We start from the raw sequence: 24,139 nt of genomic DNA, 5'->3' as shown, positions 1-24,139 counted from the left end.
CATGAAAGTTGTTCAAACAAACCAAGCACCAGCAGCCATTGGTCCATATTCTCAAGGGATTGTGGTCAATAATTTATTCTATAGTTCTGGACAAATCCCATTAACTGCTGAAGGGATTATGGTAACCGGAGATGTCAAGGAACAGACCCATCAAGTATTTAAAAATTTACAGGCCGTATTAGCTGAAGCAGGAGCATCACTTGAAACGGTTGTAAAGGCAACTGTGTTTATTAAAAATATGGATGAGTTTGCTGACGTCAATGAAGTCTATGGCGAATATTTCTCCATTCATAAACCAGCCCGTTCATGTGTAGAAGTAGCCCGGCTGCCAAAAGATGCCTTAGTTGAAATCGAAGTTATCGCGCTCGTGAAGTAATCCGGGCGCTTTTTTTTTACTTATTTTGAAAATTGTCTAGCCCCAGCGCCCAGCGGCGAGACGACTTCGCCCATCTCCCTACGATAAGTCAACACGAAAAAGCTAACGCTCTTCGTGTTTCCTTTATCTCAGTCGATGGGCTCCAGTCCTGTCGTGCGCTAAACGGGCGCTTCCGCTTTTCTATTCGACGATTTTCTACTGTACATGTGTTGAAAACGCTATTTTTTACAATTGTTCACGATTTCGCCCTAATTTTTCAAAAAAATTTTATAATTTGAGAAGGATAATAGAATTAATTGTGGAATTTATTTAACTAGCATTTTATATAACAAAAAAGGGTGTGAGCACATGGAAGTAACTGACGTAAGATTACGCCGGGTTAATACGGATGGAAGAATGAGAGCGATTGCATCAATCACATTGGACAATGAATTTGTTGTTCACGACATTCGTGTTATTGACGGAAACAACGGTTTATTTGTAGCTATGCCAAGTAAACGTACTCCAGATGGAGAATTTCGTGACATTGCGCATCCAATCAATTCAGGAACACGTGGTAAGATCCAAGAAGCTGTTTTGGCTGAGTATCACCGATTAGGTGAATTGGAAGTAGAGTTTGAAGAAGCCGGAGCTTCCTAAGGATTTTAACAACTAGGGCCTTTCTTCTATGAAGGCTCTTTTTATATTTTTTTACCCCAAAACATCCCCCTTCACACATTTTCTTCTATCAAAAATTCCTACATAATATGACAAAATTAGACACTTTCCCATCATTCCTTGAAAAGCGAGCCCATTTACGTTAATATTTTTAATGGATAAAAAGGTAAATTGGAGGACTGTCCATGTCTAATCGTTATGCTGTGATTTTGGCTGCGGGGCAAGGTACGCGGATGAAATCTAAGCTTTATAAAGTTTTACACCCAGTGTGCGGTAAACCTATGGTACAACATGTAGTCGATCAAATATCGAAGCTTAAAATTAAAGAGATAGTCACTATTATTGGCCATGGAGCTGAAATGGTCCAAACACAATTAGGTGATCGGAGTCTTTATGCTTTGCAAAAAGAACAGCTGGGTACTGCTCATGCAGTTATGCAGGCTCAAGAAAGCTTAAAGGGAAAAGAAGGTATAACTATCGTTGTGTGCGGTGACACTCCTTTAATCAAAGCAGAAACAATGGAATCTCTATTCAAACACCATGAAAAATTTAAGGCAAAAGCGACAATCCTTACAGCTAAAATAGATAACCCAACAGGCTATGGACGAATAATCCGTAACCAAGAGGGCTTAGTCGAAAAAATCGTAGAGCATAAAGATGCTACAGAAGAAGAACGGAAAATCAATGAAATAAATACAGGTACGTATTGTTTTGACAACCAGGCATTGTTTGAAGCATTAAAAAAGGTATCCAATGACAATGTGCAAGGGGAATACTATTTACCAGATGTGATTGAGATTCTGAAGAAACAAGGGGAAGTAGTTACAGCCTATCAGACAGATGAATTTGAAGAAACACTAGGTGTAAATGACCGGGTTGCCTTAGCAGAGGCTGAGCGGATTATGCGCTCTCGGATTAATGAATCCCATATGCGCAATGGGGTAACCATTATTGATCCTGCAAATACTTACATAGAAGCAGATGTTGAAATTGGGCAGGATACTGTTATCTATCCAGGAACGATGATCAAAGGTCAAGCTAAAATCGGTACGGAATGTATAATTGGACCTAACTCAGAAATTGATGCCTGTGAAATCGGTGATGAAACAGTAATCCGTCAATCAGCCGCTTTTAACAGTTCGATTGGATCTCATGTAAATATTGGCCCATTTGCACATATTCGTCCTGAATCCACCATCCTGGATGATGTCAAAATCGGCAACTTTGTTGAGATTAAAAAGGCAGTCTTTGGTAAGGGAAGTAAAGCGTCACATCTAAGCTATATTGGTGATGCAGAGGTGGGCAGTGATGTAAACATTGGCTGCGGTTCTATAACAGTTAATTACGATGGGAAAAATAAATTCTTAACCAAAATTGAAGATGGAGTCTTTATTGGCTGCAATTCAAATTTAGTTGCTCCAGTAACAATTAAAAAGGGATCATATGTAGCTGCGGGTTCAACGATCACAAACAATGTGCCTGAGGAAGCTTTAGCGATTGCTCGTGCAAAACAGGTTAATAAAGAAGGTTATGTTCAGAGACTTAATCTTAAGAAATAAAGCTATTACAATTGGAGGGCAATCATGTCAAATCAATATTTAGATCCGAATTTAAAAGTATTTAGTTTAAACTCAAATCTGCCGCTGGCCAGTGAAATTGCAAAATTTATTGGGGTAGAGCTTGGAAAATGCTCTGTAACGAGATTTAGTGATGGTGAAATTCAAATTAATATTGAAGAAAGTATCCGTGGCTGTGATGTCTATGTTATTCAATCAACTAGCTCGCCAGTGAATGAAAATATCATGGAAGTACTAATCATGATTGATGCCTTAAAAAGGGCTTCAGCCAAAACCATCAACATTGTGATGCCTTATTACGGTTATGCTCGCCAGGACCGTAAAGCACGGGCCCGTGAGCCAATTACCGCTAAATTAGTGGCAAACCTGCTCGAAACGGCAGGAGCAACCCGGGTTATCTGTCTTGACCTTCATGCGCCGCAAATTCAAGGCTTCTTTGAAATCCCAACTGATCATTTAATGGGTGTACCGATTTTAGCGGATTATTTTAAAAGCCGCCAATTTAATGGTGACGTGGTTATCGTTTCCCCAGACCATGGCGGTGTAACAAGAGCACGTAAAATGGCAGAACGTTTGAAGGCTCCAATTGCCATCATCGATAAACGCCGTCCAAGACCAAATGTTGCAGAGGTTATGAATATTGTCGGTAATATCGAAGGGAAGATTGCAATCTTAATTGACGATATCATTGATACGGCCGGTACGATTACCCTTGCTGCAAATGCCTTAGTGGAAAATGGAGCAAAAGAAGTTTACGCCTGCTGTACACACCCTGTGTTGTCAGGACCTGCAATTGAAAGAATTCAAAACTCAAAAATAAAAGAGTTAGTGATCACCAATTCGATTGCGCTTCCTGAAGAGAAAAATATTGAAAAGATTATTCATCTCTCTGTTGCTCCATTATTGGGTGAAGCGATTATCCGTGTTCACGAAGAACAATCCGTAAGTACATTATTTGATTAAAAGAAAAGCGAAAGTGTCTGTTTAATGGCACTAGAGCCAGGCAGCTTACAAAGTACAATCAAATTTAACTTTGAAAAATTTTGTTTAGACCTTCCTATTTTAGGGCATTTTTATATAGACAGAAAAAATAGGAGGGTATCTTAACATATGAGTACTGTTTTACAAGCAAAAGAACGGACGGAACTACGTCATTCAGCATTGAAACAATTGCGCAATAATGGAAACATCCCTGCTGTGGTTTATGGGGCAAAGGTTGAAAGCAAACCGGTGTTTGTAAGTTCGGCGGATTTAACCAAAACCATCCGTACGGTCGGCAGAAACGGTATCATCTCCCTTGATATTGATGGAAACAAGCACGATGTTATCTTATCTGATTATCAAGAAGATTCCTTTAAAAAAGAAATCCTCCATGTTGATTTCTTAGCGGTAGACAAATCCTCGAAGATTAATGTGCAAGTGAGACTTGCATTAGTAGGGGAAGCAATTGGCGTGAAAGATGGCGGTGTCCTGCAGCAATCGGTTCACGAATTATCGATTACATCCACTCCGGATAATATCCCACAGGCAATCGAAGTGGATATTTCAAACCTCCAGGTTGGCGAGACAGTATTGGTGGGGGATATCCCTGAAGTGGGCGGCTTTACCATTAATCATGAGGATGAGGAAGTAGTAGCCTCTATATTGCCGCCAAGACAGGAAGAAGAAATTAACTCTGGTGAACAGCAGCAAGCGGGTCATCCTGACAATGAAGAGGGAAGAGAGACCACTCCGGTTGGTGAAGAATAATTAAGAGACGTAACCTATTTAAGGTTACGTCTTTTAACGCATAATTTTAGAAATCATGTTATTATGGGAGAATGACGATGTTTCGAAAAATATTTAGAAGGATGACTAAACCGGAAGAGGTGGGAACACAGATGAAACTAATCGTAGGTTTAGGTAACCCTGGGAAGCAATACGATCAAACAAGACATAATATTGGCTTTGAAGTAATCGACGTACTTTCCGACCTATTCTCCATCCCGTTAAATCAGTCAAAATTTAAGGGGATGTATGGAATCGGTCTTCATAACGGGGAAAAGGTATTACTATTAAAACCATTAACCTATATGAACTTATCAGGGGAATCAATTAGGGCCGTGATGGATTATTATCAAATAGAGTTAGAGGATGTACTAGTCATTTATGATGACCTCGACTTGCCTGTTGGCAAAATAAGACTCCGCCAAAAGGGAAGCCCAGGAGGCCATAATGGAATTAAGTCTACTGTCGCCCATTTAGGGACACAGGAATTTAATCGGATTCGGATTGGCATTGACCGGCCAACTCCAGGGATGAGCGTACCAGATTATGTCCTTGGACGCTTTCGTGCGGAGGAAAGACCTTTTACTCAAGATGCAGTTAAGAGAAGCGCAGAGGCCTGTTCTGCCTGGCTGCAGAAACCCTTCTTGCAAGTTATGAATGAATATAATCAATAATCGTTCATGATACAAGTCTTTCAGTCATACATTGAAGAAAAACATGTGTCACGTTCTCTGTGTAATCTAGTTGAATAACTTTCATCTACCAGGTTAATACTAGTAGTGGAATCCTAGATTAGGGAGGGACAGGCGTGGCCATCAATTATCATTGCCGTCATTGTGGTACAAAACTTGGTTCTATTGAACAAACATCGATTCATTCAGAAACACTAGGCCTTCATAAATTAACGGATCAAGAAAGACAGGAAATGGTTTCGTATGAACCGTCCGGTGATATTCATATCACGGCCATATGCGAAGATTGTCAGGAAGCATTAGAACGAAACCCTGATTTCCATCAATATGATTTCCTTATCCATTAATATAGTTAAAAAACTTTACGATAATAGTCTAGCTTAGCGCCTTTCGCGGCTAGTTTGCGCCGCTGATTGGGCGCTTCCGCTATTCTACTCAGCTTTGGAAGCTCTCCAAAGCGTTTTTCTGTTTAAAAATTTCCTCATATAAATATTGTTTTAATATAATTATTTTTTAGGAAGGGAGGAGAAACCTTGAATGGTTTAAAATCGATATTTTTAAAACAGGAAGATGTTCACTCCATTATTGCCGGGATTGAAGAAGGGTTAAAAGAACAACTGGTTGCAGGTCTTTCAGGCTCATCACGTACAGTCCTAACTGCGTCAGTTTATGAAAAGATGAACAGGCCGATCATGCTTGTTACCCATAATCTACTACAGGCTCAAAAACTCTATGATGATCTTGTCAATCTATTAAGTGAAAAGGAAGTCTTTCTTTTTCCAGCGAATGAGTTAATAGCTGCAGAGCTAAGCATTGCCAGCCCGGAGCTAAAGGCCCAGCGGATTGATGCCCTTAATTATTGGAGCAGACAAAATAAAGGGGTTTTAATTGTTCCAATTGCGGGTCTGAAAAAGATTGTTCCTCCTAAATCGCTATGGCAGCAATACCAGTTTTCATTAAAGCTGGGAGAAGATATTGATATAGAAAAGATGTTAAACACTTTCGTTAAAATGGGTTATGTCCGGTCTGAAATGGTAACAACTCCTGGAGAATTTAGTGTAAGAGGAGGAATTGTTGATATCTATCCTCTTACGGAAGCCGATCCGCTCCGGATTGAGCTATTTGATACAGAAATTGATTCGATCCGTTATTTCTCCCTTGATGACCAGCGATCCAAAGAAAAGATTAAAGAGGTTTTAATTGGACCGGCAAGCGAAATCATTCTTGAAGCTGAGAACTATAGCCGGATGATTGGGAAGCTTGAAGAAGGATTAGCTTTGTCCTTAAGAAAATTAAAAGATGATAAAGCAAAGATGCAGCTTAGTCAAAACCTCAGCTATGAACTTGAACAGTTAAAGAATGGCCAAAAGCCAGACCAAGTCTATAAATATTTATCCTTAGCCTACGATAGACCTGCTAGTTTACTAGACTATCTGCCAAGTAATGGACTGGTATTTGTTGATGAAATTAGCAGAGTTCAAGAGATGAATGATTCCCTTGTAAAAGAAGAAGCAGAGTGGTATACAGGGTTACTTTCTGAAGGGAAAATTATTCATGATCTGCATATTTCTCATGACTTACAGGCCATGCTGCAGCGAAAGGAATTTCCGCTTCTCTATATGTCGTTATTTTTGCGTCATGTGGCCAATACAAGCCCACAAAATATAATTAATATTACTTGCAAACAAATGCAAAATTTCCATGGTCAAATGCATGTATTAAAAGCAGAAATAGACAGGTGGAAAAAAGGAAATTACTGTATTTTATTTTTAGGCCCGGATGAAGAAAGAGTAAAAAAATTAGAACGGGTTCTAGAGGATTATGAAATAAGTGCGAGTATGGTAAAAGGGGAACAGCAGCTCGTACCAGGTAAAGTTCAGATTATGCAAGGAAATCTTCATGCAGGATTCGAACTCTCGATTCAAAAAATTGCTGTCATTACCGAGGAAGAAATATTTAATAAACGCGTCAAAAAATCAACCAGCCGGCAGAAATTATCGAATGCAGAACGGATAAAAAGTTACTCTGAATTAAAAATTGGTGACTATGTTGTTCATGTTAATCATGGAATCGGCAAATACTTAGGAATCGAAACGCTTGTTATTAATGGTATTCATAAAGATTACCTGCATATCCGCTATCAAGGAACAGATAAACTTTACGTACCTGTTGAACAAATTGACCTTGTTCAAAAATATGTGGGATCCGAAGGTAAAGAGCCAAAGGTTTATAAACTTGGCGGCACTGATTGGAAAAAGGTCAAGAAAAAGGTTGAATCATCTGTACAAGATATCGCTGATGACCTTATTAAACTATATGCTGAGCGGGAAGCAGCCGTCGGCTATGCCTTCTCACCTGATGGAGACCTGCAGCGTGAATTTGAAACTTCTTTTGCCTATCAAGAAACGGAAGATCAGCTGCGCTCAATCCATGAAATTAAAAAGGATATGGAAAGACCTCGCCCGATGGACCGTCTTCTTTGCGGTGACGTCGGTTACGGTAAAACAGAAGTGGCCATCCGTGCCGCATTCAAATCAATTGCAGATGGAAAACAGGTAGCCTTTCTAGTGCCAACAACGATTTTGGCACAGCAGCACTTTGAGACACTTCGAGAGCGTTTTCAGGATTATCCGATTAATATTGGTTTATTAAGCCGATTCCGAACAAAAAAACAGCAGACGGAAACGCTTAAAGGCTTAAAAGCAGGTACAGTTGATATTGTTGTCGGCACTCATCGTCTGCTATCAAAAGATATAATCTATCGTGATTTAGGCCTATTGATTGTCGATGAAGAGCAGAGATTTGGTGTTACACATAAAGAAAAGATCAAAAAGTTAAAGACCAATGTGGATGTGTTAACGTTAACCGCTACACCAATTCCAAGGACACTCCATATGTCAATGCTCGGTGTGCGTGATTTATCAGTTATTGAAACACCTCCGGAAAATCGCTTTCCAGTGCAAACGTATGTAATGGAGTACAATGGATCATTGGTAAGAGAAGCCATTGAACGGGAACTGGCCAGGGACGGACAAGTATTCTTCTTATATAACCGAGTGGAAGATATCGAGCGTAAGGCAGAAGAAATTTCTATGCTAGTTCCCGATGCCCGCGTAACGTATGCACATGGACAAATGACGGAGAATGAACTGGAGTCCGTTATGATTGGTTTCTTGGCTGGAGAATTTGATGTGCTCGTCAGTACGACAATTATCGAAACAGGTGTTGATATCCCCAATGTAAATACGTTAATTGTTTTTGATGCAGACCGAATGGGCCTTTCCACGCTTTATCAGCTGCGCGGCCGGGTGGGCAGATCGAACCGTGTTGCCTATGCCTATTTTACCTACCGGAAGGATAAGGTCTTAACGGAAGTTGCCGAAAAGCGTCTCCAGGCGATTAAAGAATTTACAGAGTTAGGGTCTGGATTTAAAATTGCGATGCGGGACTTATCCATTCGCGGAGCAGGAAATCTGTTAGGTGCACAGCAACATGGATTTATTGATTCCGTCGGATTTGACCTTTATTCACAAATGCTTAAGGAAGCAATTGAGGAGCGGAAGGGTGACCTTGGCGGAGAAGTGAAAAAATCGGTTGAAATTGATCTGGAAATTGATGCCTATATTCCCGATACGTATATTAAGGATGGTCATCAGAAGATAGAGATGTATAAACGGTTTAGAGGGGCAGATAGTCTTGAGGAGATCGAAGAGCTTCAATCGGAAATGATTGATCGTTTTGGCGAATATCCCGTAGAAGTGAATTATCTTTTCCAAATTGCCGAAATCAAGGTTTATGCTTTGTTAAATGGTATTGAGCAAATTAAACAAGTGAAACAAGAGGTTACGATCCTAGTTAATGAACAGGTTACCGGCAATATTGATGGAAGTAAAATATTCCATATAGGCAGCCAGTTTGGCAGAAATATTATTCCTGGGATGGAAGGCTCTAAGTTGAAAATTATGATTAAGACGAAAGAGTACGAAACAGCAGAGTGGCTTCATGTTGTCCGGGAAATGGTCAAAGGGATACCAATGGCTAAAAGGGGTCAAGGAAATCCTGTGAATTAATGGAAAATGAGTCAGATCAGTTGGAATGAAATGGTCCAATTTGCCTGCTATTTATATCCATTAATGTGATATTTCTCTTATATGTGAAAAATTATTATGTTTGTGAATAGAACTTTCCAGATGAAAGATACTAATTTCAAAGCTGGTGATGATTAACATCATTGCCAAGTTAGTAAAATCATCAGATGAAAGTGAGGCAACATTGGATGAAAGCAACTGGAATTGTTCGTCGAATCGATGATTTGGGTCGTGTTGTTATTCCTAAAGAAATACGCAGAACCTTGCGTATCCGTGAAGGGGATCCGTTAGAGATTTTTGTTGATCGAGACGGAGAAGTCATTTTGAAAAAATATTCACCAATCAGCGAGCTAAGCGATTTTGCCAAAGAATATGCAGAAGCCCTATTTGATAGCCTCGGTAATCCTGTTTTAATTTGTGATAGAGATACGTATATTGCAGTAGCTGGTGGTTCCAAAAAGGATTATTTAAATAAGAACATCAGTGAGTTAGTCGAAAAAACGATGGAAGAACGAAATTCCGTTCTACATACACAGCAAGGTGAAATGGCGTTAATTGAAGGAAATAATGAAACTGTCTCATCGTACACCATTGGGCCTATCATTGCAAACGGAGACCCAATAGGCGGAGTGATTATCTTTTCTAAAGAAGGTACTCTTGGTGAAGTAGAGCAAAAAGCAGTGGAAACTGCGGCTGGGTTTCTAGCCCGACAAATGGAGTCTTAAGATAGAACTTATAATTTATAAAAAAGACAGCATCTGCTGTCTTTTTTATTTGTCTAGCAGCTACGCCTGTTCAAGGCGTTTCCGCTTTTCTTGTGCTATAATACCTTGGAGTTTTACTAGGCAGGTGAAAAAATGCAAAAGTCCTTAAAACCATCAAAAGCCGTCTTTAAAGGGGCCTTTATTTTAACCATTGCGGCTATCGTTACAAAGATCTTAAGTGCCTTTTACCGAATTCCTTTTCAAAATATTGTTGGTGATGTCGGTTTTTACATATATCAGCAAGTATACCCGTTTTATGGCATGGCGGTGGTTTTGTCAACCACTGGCTTTCCAGTGGTTATCTCTAAGCTTTATGCAGAGCAGAAGGAAAGAGGTGACGTTATACGGTCTCGCGTGCTACTGTCCGCCTCGTATCTTTTTTTACAAATTTTTGGGATTATCTGTTTTTTCATTCTCTATCTAGGGGCTGAGGAAATTGCGGGTTGGATGAACGATTTACATTTAACGATTTTACTAAGAGTCGTCGCGATTGTGTTTTTAACCTTTCCGATCAGCTCCTTGTTAAGGGGATATTATCAGGCAGTCGGCGATATGGCCCCAACAGCTTTATCACAAGTCGGGGAACAATCGGTCCGAGTGTTGACGATTATTTTTTTGTCCTCGCTTTTTATGAACAAAGGACTTTCATTGTATTTAGCCGGGGGCGGGGCGATGTTTGGCTCCATCACCGGAAGTATCATTTCCGCTATCATTCTGTTTATGTTCTTAAGGATTCGTAAAGAATGGAAAATAATAAAGCCTGTTAAAGGGTTGTTTCAAAATTATAAACAGGAAATTGGAGCTATTTGGAAGGTGCTCTTTTTCCAGGGGTTGATGATTTGTTTAAGTGGAATGCTGATGATCTTCACCCAATTAGCTGATTCCCTTAATCTTTATTCCCTGCTTGTTGCTAATGGAATGGAAGCAGAACTAGCCAAAAGTGTTAAAGGGGTTTTTGACCGTGGTCAGCCATTAATCCAATTAGGAACCGTTGCCGCAACATCCATGTCACTAACCCTTGTGCCGTTGATCGCTAGAGCACGTTTAACGTCTAAGCGGGAGGAATTGCAGAAACATATTCAATTAGCATTAAAAGTTAGTTTTGTCGTTGGTGCTGGGGCTTCTGCAGGCCTTTGGGCCATTATTGAGCCTACTAACATTATGCTGTTTGAAAATAAGTCAGGGTCATCTGTTTTGGGGATTCTAAGTTTTGTGATTTTCTTTACATCGATCATCTCAACGATCATTGCCATCATGCAGGGAATGGGAAAGGTATTGTTTCCAGCCTTTGCTGTGACCATGGTGTTTCCGGTAAAATATCTACTAAATATTTGGTTGATTCCGTTAGAAGGTATTAGGGGAGCGGCAGTTTCCTCGCTTATTTCCTTAGCAATCGTTACACTAATCTTAATGATTGGATTTAGAAAAATATCTACTGGTAGAATATTAGTAAATGGATTCTTAAGAACGATACTGACAGCAACGTTGAGTATGATCCTGTTCTTAAAGGGTTATTTATACATAACAGATTATTTGTTTGCTTATTTTGAAATGGAGCGGCTCGGTGCCGCCATGCAATCGATAAGCGCAGTAGTAACTGGCGGTTTCCTGTTTCTACTGATTATTATCCACGGCAGAATTTTTCGTGAGGAAGAACTGGCACTATTTCCGTTTGGCAGCAAATTCATTCATTTATTAGCACGAAAGGATAGGAGTGAACATGGTGAAAGAAATTGAGGTACTAGGACTGGGTGCTGGAGATCTAGAGCAGCTGCCTGTTGGGGTATATAGGAAAATATTAAAGGCAAACCGTCTTTTCTTGCGGACAAAAGAGCATCCAGTTGTCTCAAGTCTTGAAAAAGAAGGTCTAACTTATGTTTCATTTGATGCAGTCTATGAAAAACATGATCAGTTTGAAGCTGTCTATGAAGAAATTGCTCAGACCTTGCTGCAGGAGGCAATAACTGAATCAGTTATTTACGCTGTTCCCGGGCATCCATTGGTGGCGGAGCGGACGGTTCAGCTTCTTCTAGAATATGGTCCAGAAAAAGGGATTCACATCACGATTGGCGGAGGGCAGAGCTTTTTAGATGCCATTTTTGCTTCATTAAAGATTGATCCGGTCGAAGGTTTCCAGCTTCTTGATGGTACAGCGCTTTTTGCCAGCCAGCTGCAGCTGGAGCAGCATATGTTTATCAGCCAGGTGTACGATCAATTTATCGCATCCGAAGTTAAACTAACCTTAATGGAAAAGCTGCCGGATGATTATGAGGTATATATAGTAACAGCGGCAGGAAGCAGTCAGGAATCGATTGAAAGAGTGGCCTTGTATGAATTGGACCGAAATGTATCTGTTAACAATTTAACATCTGTTTATGTTCCTCCTGTTAAAAATGAACAAATATTGTTGAAAAATTTTGCAAAGCTTCGTGACATTATTGCGATCTTAAGGGGTCCTGAAGGTTGTCCTTGGGATAAGGAACAGACTCATGAATCGTTAAAGAGATACTTAATTGAAGAAACCTATGAAGTCATAGAGGCGATTAATGATGATGATATTGATCATTTAGTTGAGGAATTGGGCGATGTACTGCTTCAAGTCATGCTACATGCCCAAATAGGCGAGGATGATGGATATTTTTCCATCGATGATATTATCGAGGGACTGTCAGAGAAAATGATTCGCAGGCATCCACATGTATTTGGGAATAGGAAGGCAGACACTGCGGAACAAGTGGTTCAGAACTGGCAAGAGATCAAGCAGGAGGAAAAAGGAGAGCAGCAGCCTGCCTCCATCTTAGAAGGTGTTTCAATGGCACTGCCAAACCTGCTGCGTGCCTATGAACTGCAAAAGAAAGCGGCGAAGGTTGGCTTTGATTGGAAGGAAATTAACCCTGCGTTAGAGAAAGTGAAGGAAGAGCTGGATGAATTTGTAAATGAGCTTGATGGAACAGAGGAAGGCCTTCTCCTTGCTAAAAAGGAATTCGGCGATCTGCTATTTGCTTTCGTGAATGTTGCGAGATTTTTAAGCATTCATCCAGAGGAAGCCTTATTTGAAACAAATGAAAAGTTCATCCGAAGGTTTCGGTATGTTGAAGAAAAGGTAAAGAATAGTGGTCGGTCATTTGAAGATCATACACTTGAACAGCTTGATCTATACTGGGATAAAGCGAAGGAAAAGGGATTATAAAAGAGGGGGAAGTGCAAATGCGCTTAGATAAATTTTTAAAGGTTTCAAGAATCATAAAGAGAAGAACTTTGGCAAAGGAAGTTTCTGATCAAGGCAGAATTGAAATTAATGGCAAAGAAGCAAAGGCCAGCTCGACAGTTAAGGTAGGCGATGAATTAACCATCCGCCTTGGGCAGCGTAAAATAACTGCGCGAATTGATCGAATTCAAGAAACATCGCGTAAGGAAGAAGCCGCTGAAATGTATACGATTTTAAAAGAAGAGAAGTTGGGTTCTCCAGACCCGTTTTAGGTAACTGTTCTAATTTATCTATCCCTCACATAAAAATGTACAAAAGGTTGTACAAATGATTGTGAGGGATGAAAGATGAGCCAATATTATGATAGCAATCCACCAAAAAGCAGCGTTCCTGACCATGATGTTATTATGAGAGGAAGAAAGCTGCTTGAAATTACTGGAGTAAAACAAGTAGAAAGTTTTGATAATGAGGAATTCTTATTAGAAACAGTAATGGGATTTTTAGCAATTAAAGGACAAAATTTGCAAATGAAAAATCTCGATGTCGAAAAAGGAATTGTCTCCATTAAAGGAAAGATCTTTGACTTAGTTTATCTGGATGAACAGCATGGGGAGAAAGCTAAAGGGTTCTTTAGCAAGTTATTCAAATGACCCTTTCAACGCAATTCCTTACCATGCTCTCCATGATTGGCATGGGGTCGTTGTTTGGTGCCATGTTTGATACGTATCAACGGTTTTTAAATCGTCCAAAACAAAAAGCTTGGATTGTCTTCATAAATGATATTTTATTTTGGGTTATTCAAGCTTTGATTATTTTCTATACCTTATTCATAGTAAATAGCGGTGAATTGCGTTTTTACATCTTTATTGCCCTTCTTTGCGGATATGCCGCCTACCAGGCATTGCTTAAAGGCATTTACCTTCATCTCTTAGAGATGGGGATTCAATCAGTTATCGCCATTTATAAATTTATAACCAAAATGATTCAAATGCTGATTTATAAACCTGTCGTGGGTCTTATTCAACTATTAATTATGATAATTCTCGCACTTGGCAGGGGACTAATCACCCTTGTCAAATTTGTTTATAAGGTTTTACTATTAATACTCAAGATTATTGTATTTCCATTGCAAAGAATACTGCAGTTATTTTGGAAACTTTTGCCGAAGGGTATTAAAAAAACCGTCGAGAAGTTATATAATAAAACGGCAGGAAATTTAAAGGAAATCATGAATTATATTAATAAATGGCGAGATAAATGGAAAAAGAAAAAAGAGTAAGGAGGTTTTAGGGGAAATGGGAGCGGATTTAAAAAGAAATGTATCTAAAATTCAGACAACCTATGTGGAGAAGCAACAATACGCCGAGATTGCCTCAAGCAGAAAAAGAAGATTAGTGCTAAGACGTTTATCGGTGTTTTTTGTTTTTGCTAGCTTGCTAACCTATTTGATGATATCAAATCACATTTCCCAAACCGCTAAACTCGATGCTAAACTGGCGCAAAAGAAAAAGCTTGATCATCAGCTTGCAGATTTGAAAAAACAGGAATCAATCCTTAAAGAAAATATTGTTAAATTAAATGATGATGATTATATAGGAAAGTTAGCGAGGAAAGAGTATTTTTTCTCGAAAAAGGATGAAGTCATTTTTAATATTCCTGAAGACAGTAAAGAAAATTGACCCAGCTGTGCGAGTTATTGACACTGATTTTTTAGTTTCTGTATAATATATAAAAAGTTTGATTTTTGGAAAATTTAAGGAGGAACATTCTTTTTATGTCAATTGAAGTAGGCAGCAAGTTACAAGGGAAGGTAACAGGGATAACAAAATTCGGAGCGTTTGTGGAGTTGCCGGATCGATCAACAGGGCTTGTACACATCAGTGAGGTAGCTGACAATTATGTAAAAGATATTAACGACCATCTAAAGGTTGGCGACCAAGTTGAGGTTAAAGTCCTTAATGTTGAGAAAGATGGAAAAATCGGCCTCTCGATTAAAAAGGCAAAGGATCGTCCAGAGCCGGAAAAAAAGCAATATTCACATTCGCAACGCCCTCGTCAAAACCGTTCAAACGATCGTAATAACAATAAAGGGGAAAATTTTGAGTCTAAAATGGCCAAATTCCTAAAAGATAGTGAGGATCGTTTAACTTCCTTAAAGCGCTCCACGGAATCCAAGCGTGGAGGAAGAGGAGCTAGACGGGGTTAACTTGCTGCACACTTAATGGGATATGGCAGGTTTCACTTAACATATAGAAGACAAGTCAACGGCGGCTTGTCTTTTTTGTTTGATCCTAATCTCAAACATTAAGAAAAGGTGCCTGTCACCATGTGAATTCTTCACATGGTGACAGGCACCTTTTCTACTTTAAACGACATAAATATATTATTTGAATGATTATAGTGAAAACCGTCGAACGATTATTTTAACTTGTTCACTATTTTGACAAACTTTTAAAACTATTAATTTTATAATAGTTTGCAACGATGAAAGAATAGGGAGTGTGATTTATGGAAAAGGCTAACGTAAGTTTCATAGAACCAGTCGGGGAAGTCAACCTTCATTCATCTAAATGGGACTTAGGAAGAGGATTACGGAAAGTTCAATTAATGCTTGAGTCCTTTTTAATTAAAAAGGGTTATTTATTAGTATTAGTAGGATTCTTACTAGGACGGGCCCTGATTTTAGCAAAGTTAACACCATTCTGCCTGCCGTTTTTTGCCTCAGTTTATTTAATCAAACGAGATCGGGCACCGCTTGCCCTAATCGGGTTGACCGTCGGAGCTGCTACTATTTCCTTAGGAAACGCTGCCTTTACCTTTGCTGTAACGGTTCTATTTTTAACTATCTATCGAATTAGTGAAAAGTGGCTGACGAATGAAGTACGATCCCTGCCATTTTTTGTCGGGATTATCCTTGGCGCAGGGAAATTAATAGAGGCCTTCATTCTAGCAAGACAAATAACCCTCTATGATTTAATGATGGTCGGGGTTCAAGCAAGCCTGGCCTTTATCCTGACACTCATTTTTCTGCAAAGTATTCCATTATTAACGTTAAATAAGCGGAGACAGCTATTAAAAACGGAAGAGATTGTTTGCTTAATTATTATGCTCGCCTCGATTATGTCAGGGACGATCGGCTGGAAGGTTTATGATATGTCAATAGAACATATCATGTCGAGATATTTGGTATTGGTCTTTTCCTTTATTGCCGGGGCCACAGTCGGTTCCACGGTCGGAGTAGTGACCGGGTTAATTTTTAGTCTTGCAAGTGTATCGAGCTTCTATCATATGAGTTTGTTAGCATTTTCAGGGGTGCTTGGCGGTTTATTAAAGGAAGGAAAAAAAATCGGGGTTTCCATCGGCTTATTTATTGCCACTCTGCTAATTGGCATGTATGGGGAGGGTGGAGGCTCGATTCTTCAAACGGTCTTGGAGACCTTATCTGCCATTCTCCTATTTCTCTTAACGCCCCAAGCTCTTACATCAAGACTAGCAAAATATATCCCGGGAACACCTGAACATACGGCAGAGCAGCAAAAATACATGCGTAAAATGCGCGATGTTACTGCACAACGGGTGTCGCAATTTTCGGGTGTCTTCCATGCCCTATCAAAGAGCTTCTCACAAATGGAAATAATGCAGGAGGATGAGGAAGAAAACCGTGAAATGGATTATTTCATGAGCAATGTAACGGAACGGACTTGCCAAACTTGTTTTAAAAAGGAACAATGCTGGGCAAAGAATTTTAATACAACCTATGCGGCGATGGAAGAAATTATTCATGAAATGGATCAAAATGAAGGAAATGTTTCGCCTAGATTGGCAAGAGAATGGGATAAAATTTGTTCTCGTCCGAAAAAGGTATACGAAACCATCGGCCAGCAGTTAACCTTCTTTCAAGCCAATTTAAAACTAAAGAAGCAAGTGCGGGAAAGCCGTAAGCTGGTTGCAGAGCAATTATTAGGTGTTTCTGAGGTCATGGATAACTTTGCAAAAGAAATCCAGCGTGAAAGAGAGAATCATTATAAACAGGAAGAACAAATAATGGAGGCAATCCAGGATTTTGGGATTCAGATTGAACAGGTCGAAATTTACAGCCTTGAACAAGGCAATGTCGATATCGAGATGACAGTACCATTTTGTAATGGTCATGGGGAATGTGATAAATTAATCGCACCAATGCTGTCAGATATTCTCGGGGAAACAATTATAGTAAACAAGGAGGAATGTGCCCGCCTTCCTCATGAGTTATGTAATGTAAACTTCCGCTCATCAAAGGCCTACACGGTAGATACGGGTGTCGCCCATGCAGCAAAAGATGGCGGCTTAGTTTCAGGTGACAGCTATTCGACTATTGAGCTCGGACTAGGTAAATTTGCTATCGCCATAAGTGACGGAATGGGGAATGGAGAAAGAGCTCATTATGAAAGCAGTGAAACACTTCAGCTCCTGCAAAAAATATTACAATCAGGAATAGAAGAGAAAGTTGCGATTAAGTCGGTAAACAGCATCCTATCGCTTCGGACGACTGATGAAATTTTTTCAACTTTAGATTTAGCGATGATCGACTTGAAAAATGCGTCTGCTAAATTTCTTAAAATTGGCTCGACACCGAGCTTTATAAAAAGAGGAAATAAAGTCATTAAAATTCAGGCCAGTAATCTGCCAATGGGAATTCTTCAAGAATTTGAAGTGGATGTTGTCAGCGAACAATTAAAAGCAGGAGATCTGCTCATTATGATGAGTGATGGAGTATTTGAAGGACCCAAGCATGTAGAGAATTATGATTTATGGATGAAACGTAAGGTACAAGAATTGGAGACCGATGATCCGCAAGAGGTCGCAGATTTAATCATGGAAGAGGTTATTCGCTCCAGATCTGGTTTGATTGATGATGACATGACGGTAACGGTTGCCAAAATAAAACATAACACACCAAAGTGGGCCTCCATTCCTATTCAGAAAGTAAAGCGCCATGCTTAACCGATTATATTAACCATCCTTCCAATAAACTATGTATAAATCCACCTTATCCCGTCGAAAATGGTAGCAATACTATATCTGGAGGGAGAAGGTTATGTACACAGGGAAGATTCGGCAAATTTTACTGATTACGGATGGGTGCTCAAACCAGGGGGATGACCCGATTGCCATGGCTGCCCTTGCAAATGAACAAGGGATTACAGTGAATGTCATTGGTGTGATGGAACATGATGTGATAGATGAAAAAGGAATCAGCGAAATTGAAGGAATGGCCATGTCAGGCGGAGGGGTCAGTCAAATTGTTTATGCGGAAAGGCTATCGCAAACGGTGCAGATGGTTACTCGTAAAGCAATGAATCAAACCATTCAAGGTGTCGTTAACCGCCAGCTTCAGGAAATATTGGGACGTTCACAAACAATGGAGGACCTGCCGCCAGAAAAGCGCGGCGAAGTAATGGAGGTTGTCGATGAATTAGGGGAAACGGTCGAATTAGAGGTGTTGATTCTTGTCGATACAAGCGCAAGTATGAAACACAAACTCCCAACTGTAAAAGAGGCACTCCTTGACCTTTCTCTAAGCTTGAATGCTAGGACCGGAGATAATCTGTTTTCTGTTTATGTATTTCCCGGGAAAAAGAATGATGTCGAAAAATTGCTCGATTGGACACCGAAACTACAAGTTTTAACAAGTGTCTTTTCCCAGCTGTCGACAGGGGGCATTACGCCAACTGGACCGGCATTAAAAATGGCCTTATCTGCTTTTACAGAAAAAAAACAATCATTAAGGAGCCTGCTGTCTCGTGATGATGAATCATACTTTGAAGACTCAATGTAAGGCTAGCCCAGGAACAATCATTACAGGAAAGTGGCATGCACGAAAATATACGATTATTAAGGAACTAGGATTTGGTGCAAATGGGGTGGTTTATCTCGCCAAGCATAAAGACACACAGGTCGCTTTAAAAATGAGTGATAATGGTATGTCAATCACCTCAGAGGTTAATGTTTTAAAATCCTTTGCTAAGGTCCAGGGACACTCCCTCGGACCTTGTTTGCTTGATGTTGATGATTGGCATTGGGATAACAGACGTATTTCTTTTTATGCAATGGAATATATTCAAGGACCGGATTTCCTGTCCTTCCTGCAAACGAAAGGTCCATCTTGGACAAGTGTTTTGTTTTTGCAGCTGCTGAATGATTTAGAGCAGCTTCACCAAAATGGCTGGGTCTTTGGGGACTTGAAACCGGAAAATTTAATCGTGACGGGGCCTCCGCCAAAAATCAGGTGTATAGATGTCGGCGGAACGACCATTCAGGGTAGAGCGATTAAAGAATTCACTGAGTTTTATGATCGCGGCTATTGGGGATTAGGCTCCAGAAAGGCTGAACCATCCTACGATTTATTTGCGGTTGCCATGATCATGATCAATACAGCCTATCCCAAACGATTTACGAAAACAACAGGCGGACTCAAGCAACTGAAGGATGCGATTCGACAAAACCGAGAATTAATAAAATTAGAACCTGTTATTCTAAAGGCACTCCAAGGGCAATACACTCAAGCTAAACAAATGCGGGCAGATTTATTAGGTGTAATGGTTGACAATAAGAACCTTTCCGCACAAACAAAACCTCAGGTAAACAAACTGGATCCTCTTCAAACGAAACAAGCCGGGGGTAAAGCTGCACAATCCGTCCCGCTTTCGAGACAGAGCTACAAGCGAAAAAAGAAAAAAAGCGGCTGGATGGAATTTTTATTTATCGCAACCGTTCTAGGTGTGTTATATGCTTGGTATACTTTTAATAATTTACCGTAATAAATTGAAACCAATCTTGCTTTCATCCGTATAAAGAGAAAACCCAAATTTCATTGCCTTAATTTTTGATAGTTCATAATCAAAAGTGGTAAGCTAAAAAGAAAAGCGGAGGCGCGTTTCTAATTCGCTTTTAATCAAATTTGCTTTAGAAAGTGTGCAATTGATATGTTGGAATCAAAAGTTGAAGCTTTTTTACAGCACCATTCCTTTTCCTTAGAAAACAAACGAATTGTAGTGGGGGTGTCGGGTGGGCCCGATTCATTGGCACTGCTGCATTATTTGCTGAAGGAAAGAGAAAAAAGAAATCTGTTTCTTGTGGCTGCCCACGTTGACCATATGTTCCGTGGCGAAGAATCCTACCAAGATGCCATGTTTGTCAAAGACTTTTGTGGACAATTCAACATTCCATTTGAAATGGTTCAAGTTAATGTAACAAAAATCATGGAAGAGACAGGGAAAAGTTCTCAAATTGCCGGTAGAGAAGTAAGATATGATTTTTATCAGACCATAATGGAACGGTACCAATCCCCGTATTTAGCTTTAGGGCACCATGGTGATGACCAAATGGAGACAATACTTATGCGGCTGACACGAGGAAGCAGTGGAAAGGCAAGAGCGGGTATCCCATTCTCCAGGCCGTTTTATGAAGGGATTATCTTTCGCCCTTTTCTATGTTTAACGAAAGATGAGCTTCAACACTATTGTAAAAAGCATAATCTCATCCCAAGGATAGACCCAAGCAATGCGAAGGTTATTTATAGTCGGAATCGGTTTCGTAAACAGGTACTGCCTTTCCTTAAAGCTGAAAACAGACAAGTACATGAACATTTTCAACGATTTAGTGAAGAATTGCGAAGTGATGAAGAGTATTTGCTGGAATTAGCTGCTGAGCGATTGAATACAGTATTGACAAAAAGAGAAGAGGACAAAATTACTATTGACATAAAACAATTCCAAACAATGCCTTTACCTTTACAAAGGAGAGGGATTCAACTAATATTAAACTATCTTTACAAAGAAAAACCTGCATCTCTTTCTGCAATACATATCGATCAAGTATCTTCTTTAATTAGCCATCACGAACCTTCAGGAACACTTGATCTTCCTAAGGGTTTAAAGGTTATTCGCTCATATTCTCAACTTGTTTTCCAATATGAGCAAATAAAGCCAGAATTATTTCATTTTGAAATCAATGAGCCTGGAACGATTATGCTGCCAAATGGAGGGAGCATTGTAATCGATTATATAACTGGGAAAAACCCTGACGTGTTACCGAATAGTGCCATTTTTAACTTAGCCCTTCTTCATTTTCCCTTGATTATCCGAAATAGAAAAAAAGGCGATCGAATGACAATCAAAGGCATACAGGGTTCAAAGAAATTAAAAGATATTTTTATTGATCAAAAAGTTCCACGGCAGGACCGGGATGTTTGGCCGGTCATAACCGACGGAGAGGGATTCATTATTTGGCTACCAAATTTAAAAAGGTCTTCTTTTGAAGGTATCGATCCAACTGCAGAACAATATATCCAACTAACATACATTATGTAATGATCTTCTAGGGGGCACATTTTATGATGAAAGATGATATTGAAAAGGTATTAGTTTCAGAAGAAGAAATTCAAGAGAAGATTAAGCAATTAGCAGGGGAGCTAACGGAAGAGTATCAAGACCGTTTCCCGCTTGCGATTGGGGTTTTAAAAGGAGCAATGCCATTCATGGCAGACCTTCTAAAACGAATGGATTGTTATCTTGAAATGGATTTTATGGATGTATCAAGTTATGGTACGGCCCTTGTATCCTCCGGTGAGGTTAAAATTTTAAAGGACCTTGATACTTCTGTTGAAGGAAGGGACATATTAATTATTGAAGACATCATCGATAGTGGATTAACACTAAGCTATCTGGTTGATTTATTCCGTTATCGTAAAGCAAAATCCATTAAAATCGTTACTTTGCTCGACAAACCAACTGGCAGGAAGAGTGACATCCAAGCTGATTATGTTGGCTTTGTTGTTCCAGATGAGTTTGTGGTGGGTTATGGATTGGATTATATTGAGAAATACCGTAATCTACCATATATTGGTGTATTAAAACCAGAAGTTTATAGTAAATAATGTATAAGAAGAAGCAGCCAGTCTGGTTGTTGAAAGCCTTTTTACTGAGAGTAATTCCTTGAATTAGTAAGATTTTCTATGATACTATTTAATATAGTTTTTATCCGCGGGAGGAGGTAAGAGATGAATCGGATTTTCCGTAATACCATCTTTTATTTATTAATATTTTTAGTTATTATCGGCGTGGTGAGTTTCTTTAATGGAAGCAACGAGCCGACAGATCATATCTCATATGATAAATTTGTATCGCAGCTAGAAAGTGGTAAAGTTAAGTCATTTTCCATGCAGCCTGAACGAGGTGTTTATGAGGTTCAGGGGCAGTTTGAAGCTAATAACAAGAAGTTTATTACCTATATACCTAACAGTGAAAAGATTCTCGACCGTATTGATAAAGCTGATTCAAAAGTGGAAGTTTTACCAGCAAAAGAAACTAGCGGCTGGGTTACTTTCTTTACTTCCATTATACCGTTCGTGATTATCTTTATTTTATTCTTCTTTTTGTTAAACCAAGCTCAAGGCGGCGGAAGCCGAGTCATGAACTTTGGTAAATCAAAGGCAAAGCTGTATAACGATGATAAGAAAAAGGTTCGTTTTAGAGATGTTGCCGGTGCAGATGAAGAAAAAGCAGAGTTAGTTGAGGTAGTTGAATTCTTAAAAGACCCTCGAAGGTTTGCTGAACTTGGAGCAAGAATACCAAAAGGTGTCCTTTTAGTAGGACCTCCAGGTACTGGTAAGACATTACTAGCACGTGCCACTGCCGGAGAAGCGGGCGTACCTTTCTTTTCGATAAGCGGTTCAGATTTCGTTGAAATGTTTGTCGGGGTTGGGGCATCTCGTGTACGTGATTTATTTGAGAATGCGAAAAAGAATGCTCCGTGTATTATATTTATTGATGAGATCGATGCCGTTGGACGTCAGCGTGGAGCTGGACTTGGCGGTGGACATGATGAACGTGAACAAACATTGAATCAACTTTTAGTTGAAATGGATGGATTCGGAGCTAATGAAGGTATTATCATTATTGCTGCAACAAACCGGGCAGATATTCTCGATCCAGCGTTATTACGTCCAGGACGTTTTGACCGTCAAATTACGGTCGACCGCCCAGATGTAGTTGGACGTGAAGCAGTATTGAAGGTACATGCTCGTAATAAACCATTAGACGAAACCGTTAATTTAAAAAATATTGCTATGCGTACACCTGGTTTTTCCGGTGCTGATTTAGAAAACTTATTGAATGAAGCAGCACTAGTGGCTGCCCGCAGTAATAAAAAGAAAATCGACATGGAAGACATTGATGAAGCAACAGACCGTGTTATTGCCGGTCCAGCAAAAAAGAGCCGTGTTATTTCAGAAAAAGAACGCCGTATTGTTGCCTTCCATGAGGGCGGTCATACTGTTATTGGATTAGTGCTTGATGAAGCTGACATGGTTCACAAAGTTACGATCGTTCCACGTGGGCAGGCTGGTGGATACGCTGTTATGCTTCCAAGAGAAGATCGTTACTTTATGACAAAACCAGAATTGCTTGATAAAATTGTTGGTTTATTAGGCGGACGTGTTGCAGAGGAAATCGTGTTTGGTGAAGTAAGTACTGGTGCACATAATGACTTCCAGCGTGCAACAGGAATTGCTCGTAAGATGGTAACGGAATATGGAATGAGTGATAAGCTTGGACCACTCCAATTTGGTCAAGGATCAGGCGGTCAGGTTTTCTTAGGACGTGACATCCATAATGAGCAAAATTATTCTGATGCAATTGCCTATGAAATTGACCTCGAGATCCAAAGTATTATTAAAGAATGTTATGAAAGAGCTAGAAAAATCCTTACCGAAAATCGTGATAAGCTTGACCTCATTGCAACAACACTTCTTGAGGTTGAAACGCTTGTAGCTGAACAAATTAAATATCTGGTGGAAAATGGTCATATGCCAGAGCCATCACTTCATCTAGAAACGGTTAAGATTGGACCGAAAAAAACAGATGATGTGAAGGTCAATATCAATAAAAAGAAGGATGAAACTGGTAGTGAGGAAAAATCTTTTCTAGACAGTCCTTCAGATGATATCGATTATAAGTAAATAAAGTTGAA

Annotated in this window: 22 protein-coding genes; all 22 read left to right on the top strand. The window is 39.6% G+C overall.

What is annotated here, in order from left to right:
* The first annotated feature begins 1 nt into the window (after position 1).
* The 22 genes from ridA (at position 2) to ftsH (ending at position 24,128) form a co-directional block, all read left to right on the top strand.
* Positions 2-376: a 2-iminobutanoate/2-iminopropanoate deaminase gene (gene ridA, locus ACZ9EE_RS15765; protein WP_476028447.1), complete on the top strand. Its 375-nt coding sequence runs from the start codon at positions 2-4 to the stop codon at positions 374-376.
* A gap of 348 nt (positions 377-724) precedes the next feature.
* Positions 725-1,015 (top strand): septation regulator SpoVG, encoded by a 291-nt coding sequence (gene spoVG / locus ACZ9EE_RS15760; protein WP_003347151.1) that lies wholly within the window; start codon positions 725-727, stop codon positions 1,013-1,015.
* Between the two features lie 203 nt (positions 1,016-1,218).
* Positions 1,219-2,592 (top strand): bifunctional UDP-N-acetylglucosamine diphosphorylase/glucosamine-1-phosphate N-acetyltransferase GlmU, encoded by a 1,374-nt coding sequence (gene glmU, locus ACZ9EE_RS15755; RefSeq protein WP_476028444.1) that lies wholly within the window; start codon positions 1,219-1,221, stop codon positions 2,590-2,592.
* Positions 2,593-2,616: 24 nt separating this feature from the next.
* The gene (locus ACZ9EE_RS15750) at positions 2,617-3,573 is read left to right on the top strand and encodes a ribose-phosphate diphosphokinase (RefSeq protein WP_476028442.1); all 957 of its coding nucleotides are present in this window, start codon (positions 2,617-2,619) and stop codon (positions 3,571-3,573) included.
* Positions 3,574-3,720: 147 nt separating this feature from the next.
* On the top strand, positions 3,721-4,359 hold the full coding sequence (locus ACZ9EE_RS15745) for a 50S ribosomal protein L25/general stress protein Ctc (RefSeq protein ID WP_476028441.1): 639 nt from the start codon (positions 3,721-3,723) through the stop codon (positions 4,357-4,359).
* 131 nt (positions 4,360-4,490) lie between these two features.
* Positions 4,491-5,051, top strand: a complete 561-nt coding sequence (pth, locus tag ACZ9EE_RS15740) for an aminoacyl-tRNA hydrolase (protein WP_476028439.1) — start codon at positions 4,491-4,493, stop codon at positions 5,049-5,051.
* A gap of 134 nt (positions 5,052-5,185) precedes the next feature.
* Positions 5,186-5,416, top strand: coding sequence for an anti-sigma-F factor Fin family protein (locus ACZ9EE_RS15735; protein WP_476028437.1), 231 nt, complete (start codon positions 5,186-5,188; stop codon positions 5,414-5,416).
* A 186-nt stretch (positions 5,417-5,602) separates the two neighbouring features.
* Positions 5,603-9,139, top strand: a complete 3,537-nt coding sequence (mfd, locus tag ACZ9EE_RS15730; RefSeq protein WP_476028436.1) for a transcription-repair coupling factor — start codon at positions 5,603-5,605, stop codon at positions 9,137-9,139.
* 206 nt (positions 9,140-9,345) lie between these two features.
* A complete protein-coding gene (gene spoVT, locus ACZ9EE_RS15725) occupies positions 9,346-9,882 on the top strand; it encodes a stage V sporulation protein T (RefSeq protein ID WP_098530257.1) in 537 nt (178 codons plus the stop codon).
* A 132-nt stretch (positions 9,883-10,014) separates the two neighbouring features.
* Positions 10,015-11,658, top strand: coding sequence for a putative polysaccharide biosynthesis protein (locus ACZ9EE_RS15720; protein ID WP_476028434.1), 1,644 nt, complete (start codon positions 10,015-10,017; stop codon positions 11,656-11,658).
* Positions 11,642-13,111: a bifunctional methyltransferase/pyrophosphohydrolase YabN gene (gene yabN / locus ACZ9EE_RS15715; protein WP_476028432.1), complete on the top strand. Its 1,470-nt coding sequence runs from the start codon at positions 11,642-11,644 to the stop codon at positions 13,109-13,111. Before ACZ9EE_RS15720 ends, yabN begins: the two co-directional genes overlap by 17 nt.
* 17 nt (positions 13,112-13,128) lie before the next feature.
* The gene (locus ACZ9EE_RS15710; RefSeq protein WP_476028430.1) at positions 13,129-13,401 is read left to right on the top strand and encodes an RNA-binding S4 domain-containing protein; all 273 of its coding nucleotides are present in this window, start codon (positions 13,129-13,131) and stop codon (positions 13,399-13,401) included.
* 75 nt (positions 13,402-13,476) lie between these two features.
* The gene (yabP, locus tag ACZ9EE_RS15705) at positions 13,477-13,779 is read left to right on the top strand and encodes a sporulation protein YabP (RefSeq protein WP_476028428.1); all 303 of its coding nucleotides are present in this window, start codon (positions 13,477-13,479) and stop codon (positions 13,777-13,779) included.
* A complete protein-coding gene (gene yabQ, locus ACZ9EE_RS15700; RefSeq protein ID WP_476028426.1) occupies positions 13,776-14,408 on the top strand; it encodes a spore cortex biosynthesis protein YabQ in 633 nt (210 codons plus the stop codon). Before yabP ends, yabQ begins: the two co-directional genes overlap by 4 nt.
* 16 nt (positions 14,409-14,424) lie before the next feature.
* A complete protein-coding gene (locus ACZ9EE_RS15695) occupies positions 14,425-14,808 on the top strand; it encodes an FtsB family cell division protein (protein ID WP_476028424.1) in 384 nt (127 codons plus the stop codon).
* Positions 14,809-14,903: 95 nt separating this feature from the next.
* Entirely contained in the window at positions 14,904-15,335 is a 432-nt protein-coding gene (locus tag ACZ9EE_RS15690) for a S1 domain-containing RNA-binding protein (protein ID WP_476028422.1), read from the top strand.
* Between the two features lie 302 nt (positions 15,336-15,637).
* A complete protein-coding gene (spoIIE, locus tag ACZ9EE_RS15685) occupies positions 15,638-18,112 on the top strand; it encodes a stage II sporulation protein E (protein WP_476028420.1) in 2,475 nt (824 codons plus the stop codon).
* 94 nt (positions 18,113-18,206) lie between these two features.
* Complete coding sequence (locus tag ACZ9EE_RS15680) at positions 18,207-18,947, top strand: VWA domain-containing protein (RefSeq protein WP_476028418.1); 741 nt, start codon at positions 18,207-18,209, stop codon at positions 18,945-18,947.
* Positions 18,916-19,929 carry a protein kinase domain-containing protein gene (locus ACZ9EE_RS15675; RefSeq protein WP_476028416.1) on the top strand — a complete coding sequence of 338 codons (1,014 nt, stop codon included), beginning with the start codon at positions 18,916-18,918 and terminating at the stop codon, positions 19,927-19,929. Before ACZ9EE_RS15680 ends, ACZ9EE_RS15675 begins: the two co-directional genes overlap by 32 nt.
* A 165-nt stretch (positions 19,930-20,094) precedes the next feature.
* Positions 20,095-21,480, top strand: a complete 1,386-nt coding sequence (gene tilS / locus ACZ9EE_RS15670; RefSeq protein ID WP_476028414.1) for a tRNA lysidine(34) synthetase TilS — start codon at positions 20,095-20,097, stop codon at positions 21,478-21,480.
* A 23-nt stretch (positions 21,481-21,503) separates the two neighbouring features.
* Entirely contained in the window at positions 21,504-22,046 is a 543-nt protein-coding gene (gene hpt / locus ACZ9EE_RS15665; RefSeq protein ID WP_476028412.1) for a hypoxanthine phosphoribosyltransferase, read from the top strand.
* 123 nt (positions 22,047-22,169) lie between these two features.
* Complete coding sequence (ftsH, locus tag ACZ9EE_RS15660) at positions 22,170-24,128, top strand: ATP-dependent zinc metalloprotease FtsH (RefSeq protein WP_476028410.1); 1,959 nt, start codon at positions 22,170-22,172, stop codon at positions 24,126-24,128.
* Positions 24,129-24,139 lie beyond the last annotated feature (11 nt).

This window comes from Bacillus sp. URHA0034, assembly GCF_056280405.1.
Note: the sequence above shows the minus strand (reverse complement) of the source record. Positions and strands in the feature narration are given on the sequence as shown.

Coding starts and splice junctions, on each gene's coding strand:
- spoVT (WP_098530257.1), top strand. CDS start 9,346: ATGAAAGCAACTGGAATTGTTCGTCGAATCGATGATTTGGGTCGTGTT.
- hpt (WP_476028412.1), top strand. CDS start 21,504: ATGATGAAAGATGATATTGAAAAGGTATTAGTTTCAGAAGAAGAAATT.
- ACZ9EE_RS15675 (WP_476028416.1), top strand. CDS start 18,916: ATGATGAATCATACTTTGAAGACTCAATGTAAGGCTAGCCCAGGAACA.
- ridA (WP_476028447.1), top strand. CDS start 2: ATGAAAGTTGTTCAAACAAACCAAGCACCAGCAGCCATTGGTCCATAT.
- ACZ9EE_RS15680 (WP_476028418.1), top strand. CDS start 18,207: ATGTACACAGGGAAGATTCGGCAAATTTTACTGATTACGGATGGGTGC.
- yabQ (WP_476028426.1), top strand. CDS start 13,776: ATGACCCTTTCAACGCAATTCCTTACCATGCTCTCCATGATTGGCATG.
- glmU (WP_476028444.1), top strand. CDS start 1,219: ATGTCTAATCGTTATGCTGTGATTTTGGCTGCGGGGCAAGGTACGCGG.
- ACZ9EE_RS15710 (WP_476028430.1), top strand. CDS start 13,129: ATGCGCTTAGATAAATTTTTAAAGGTTTCAAGAATCATAAAGAGAAGA.
- ACZ9EE_RS15695 (WP_476028424.1), top strand. CDS start 14,425: ATGGGAGCGGATTTAAAAAGAAATGTATCTAAAATTCAGACAACCTAT.
- tilS (WP_476028414.1), top strand. CDS start 20,095: ATGTTGGAATCAAAAGTTGAAGCTTTTTTACAGCACCATTCCTTTTCC.
- ACZ9EE_RS15750 (WP_476028442.1), top strand. CDS start 2,617: ATGTCAAATCAATATTTAGATCCGAATTTAAAAGTATTTAGTTTAAAC.
- ACZ9EE_RS15720 (WP_476028434.1), top strand. CDS start 10,015: ATGCAAAAGTCCTTAAAACCATCAAAAGCCGTCTTTAAAGGGGCCTTT.
- ftsH (WP_476028410.1), top strand. CDS start 22,170: ATGAATCGGATTTTCCGTAATACCATCTTTTATTTATTAATATTTTTA.
- yabP (WP_476028428.1), top strand. CDS start 13,477: ATGAGCCAATATTATGATAGCAATCCACCAAAAAGCAGCGTTCCTGAC.
- spoVG (WP_003347151.1), top strand. CDS start 725: ATGGAAGTAACTGACGTAAGATTACGCCGGGTTAATACGGATGGAAGA.
- spoIIE (WP_476028420.1), top strand. CDS start 15,638: ATGGAAAAGGCTAACGTAAGTTTCATAGAACCAGTCGGGGAAGTCAAC.
- ACZ9EE_RS15745 (WP_476028441.1), top strand. CDS start 3,721: ATGAGTACTGTTTTACAAGCAAAAGAACGGACGGAACTACGTCATTCA.
- ACZ9EE_RS15690 (WP_476028422.1), top strand. CDS start 14,904: ATGTCAATTGAAGTAGGCAGCAAGTTACAAGGGAAGGTAACAGGGATA.
- yabN (WP_476028432.1), top strand. CDS start 11,642: ATGGTGAAAGAAATTGAGGTACTAGGACTGGGTGCTGGAGATCTAGAG.
- pth (WP_476028439.1), top strand. CDS start 4,491: ATGAAACTAATCGTAGGTTTAGGTAACCCTGGGAAGCAATACGATCAA.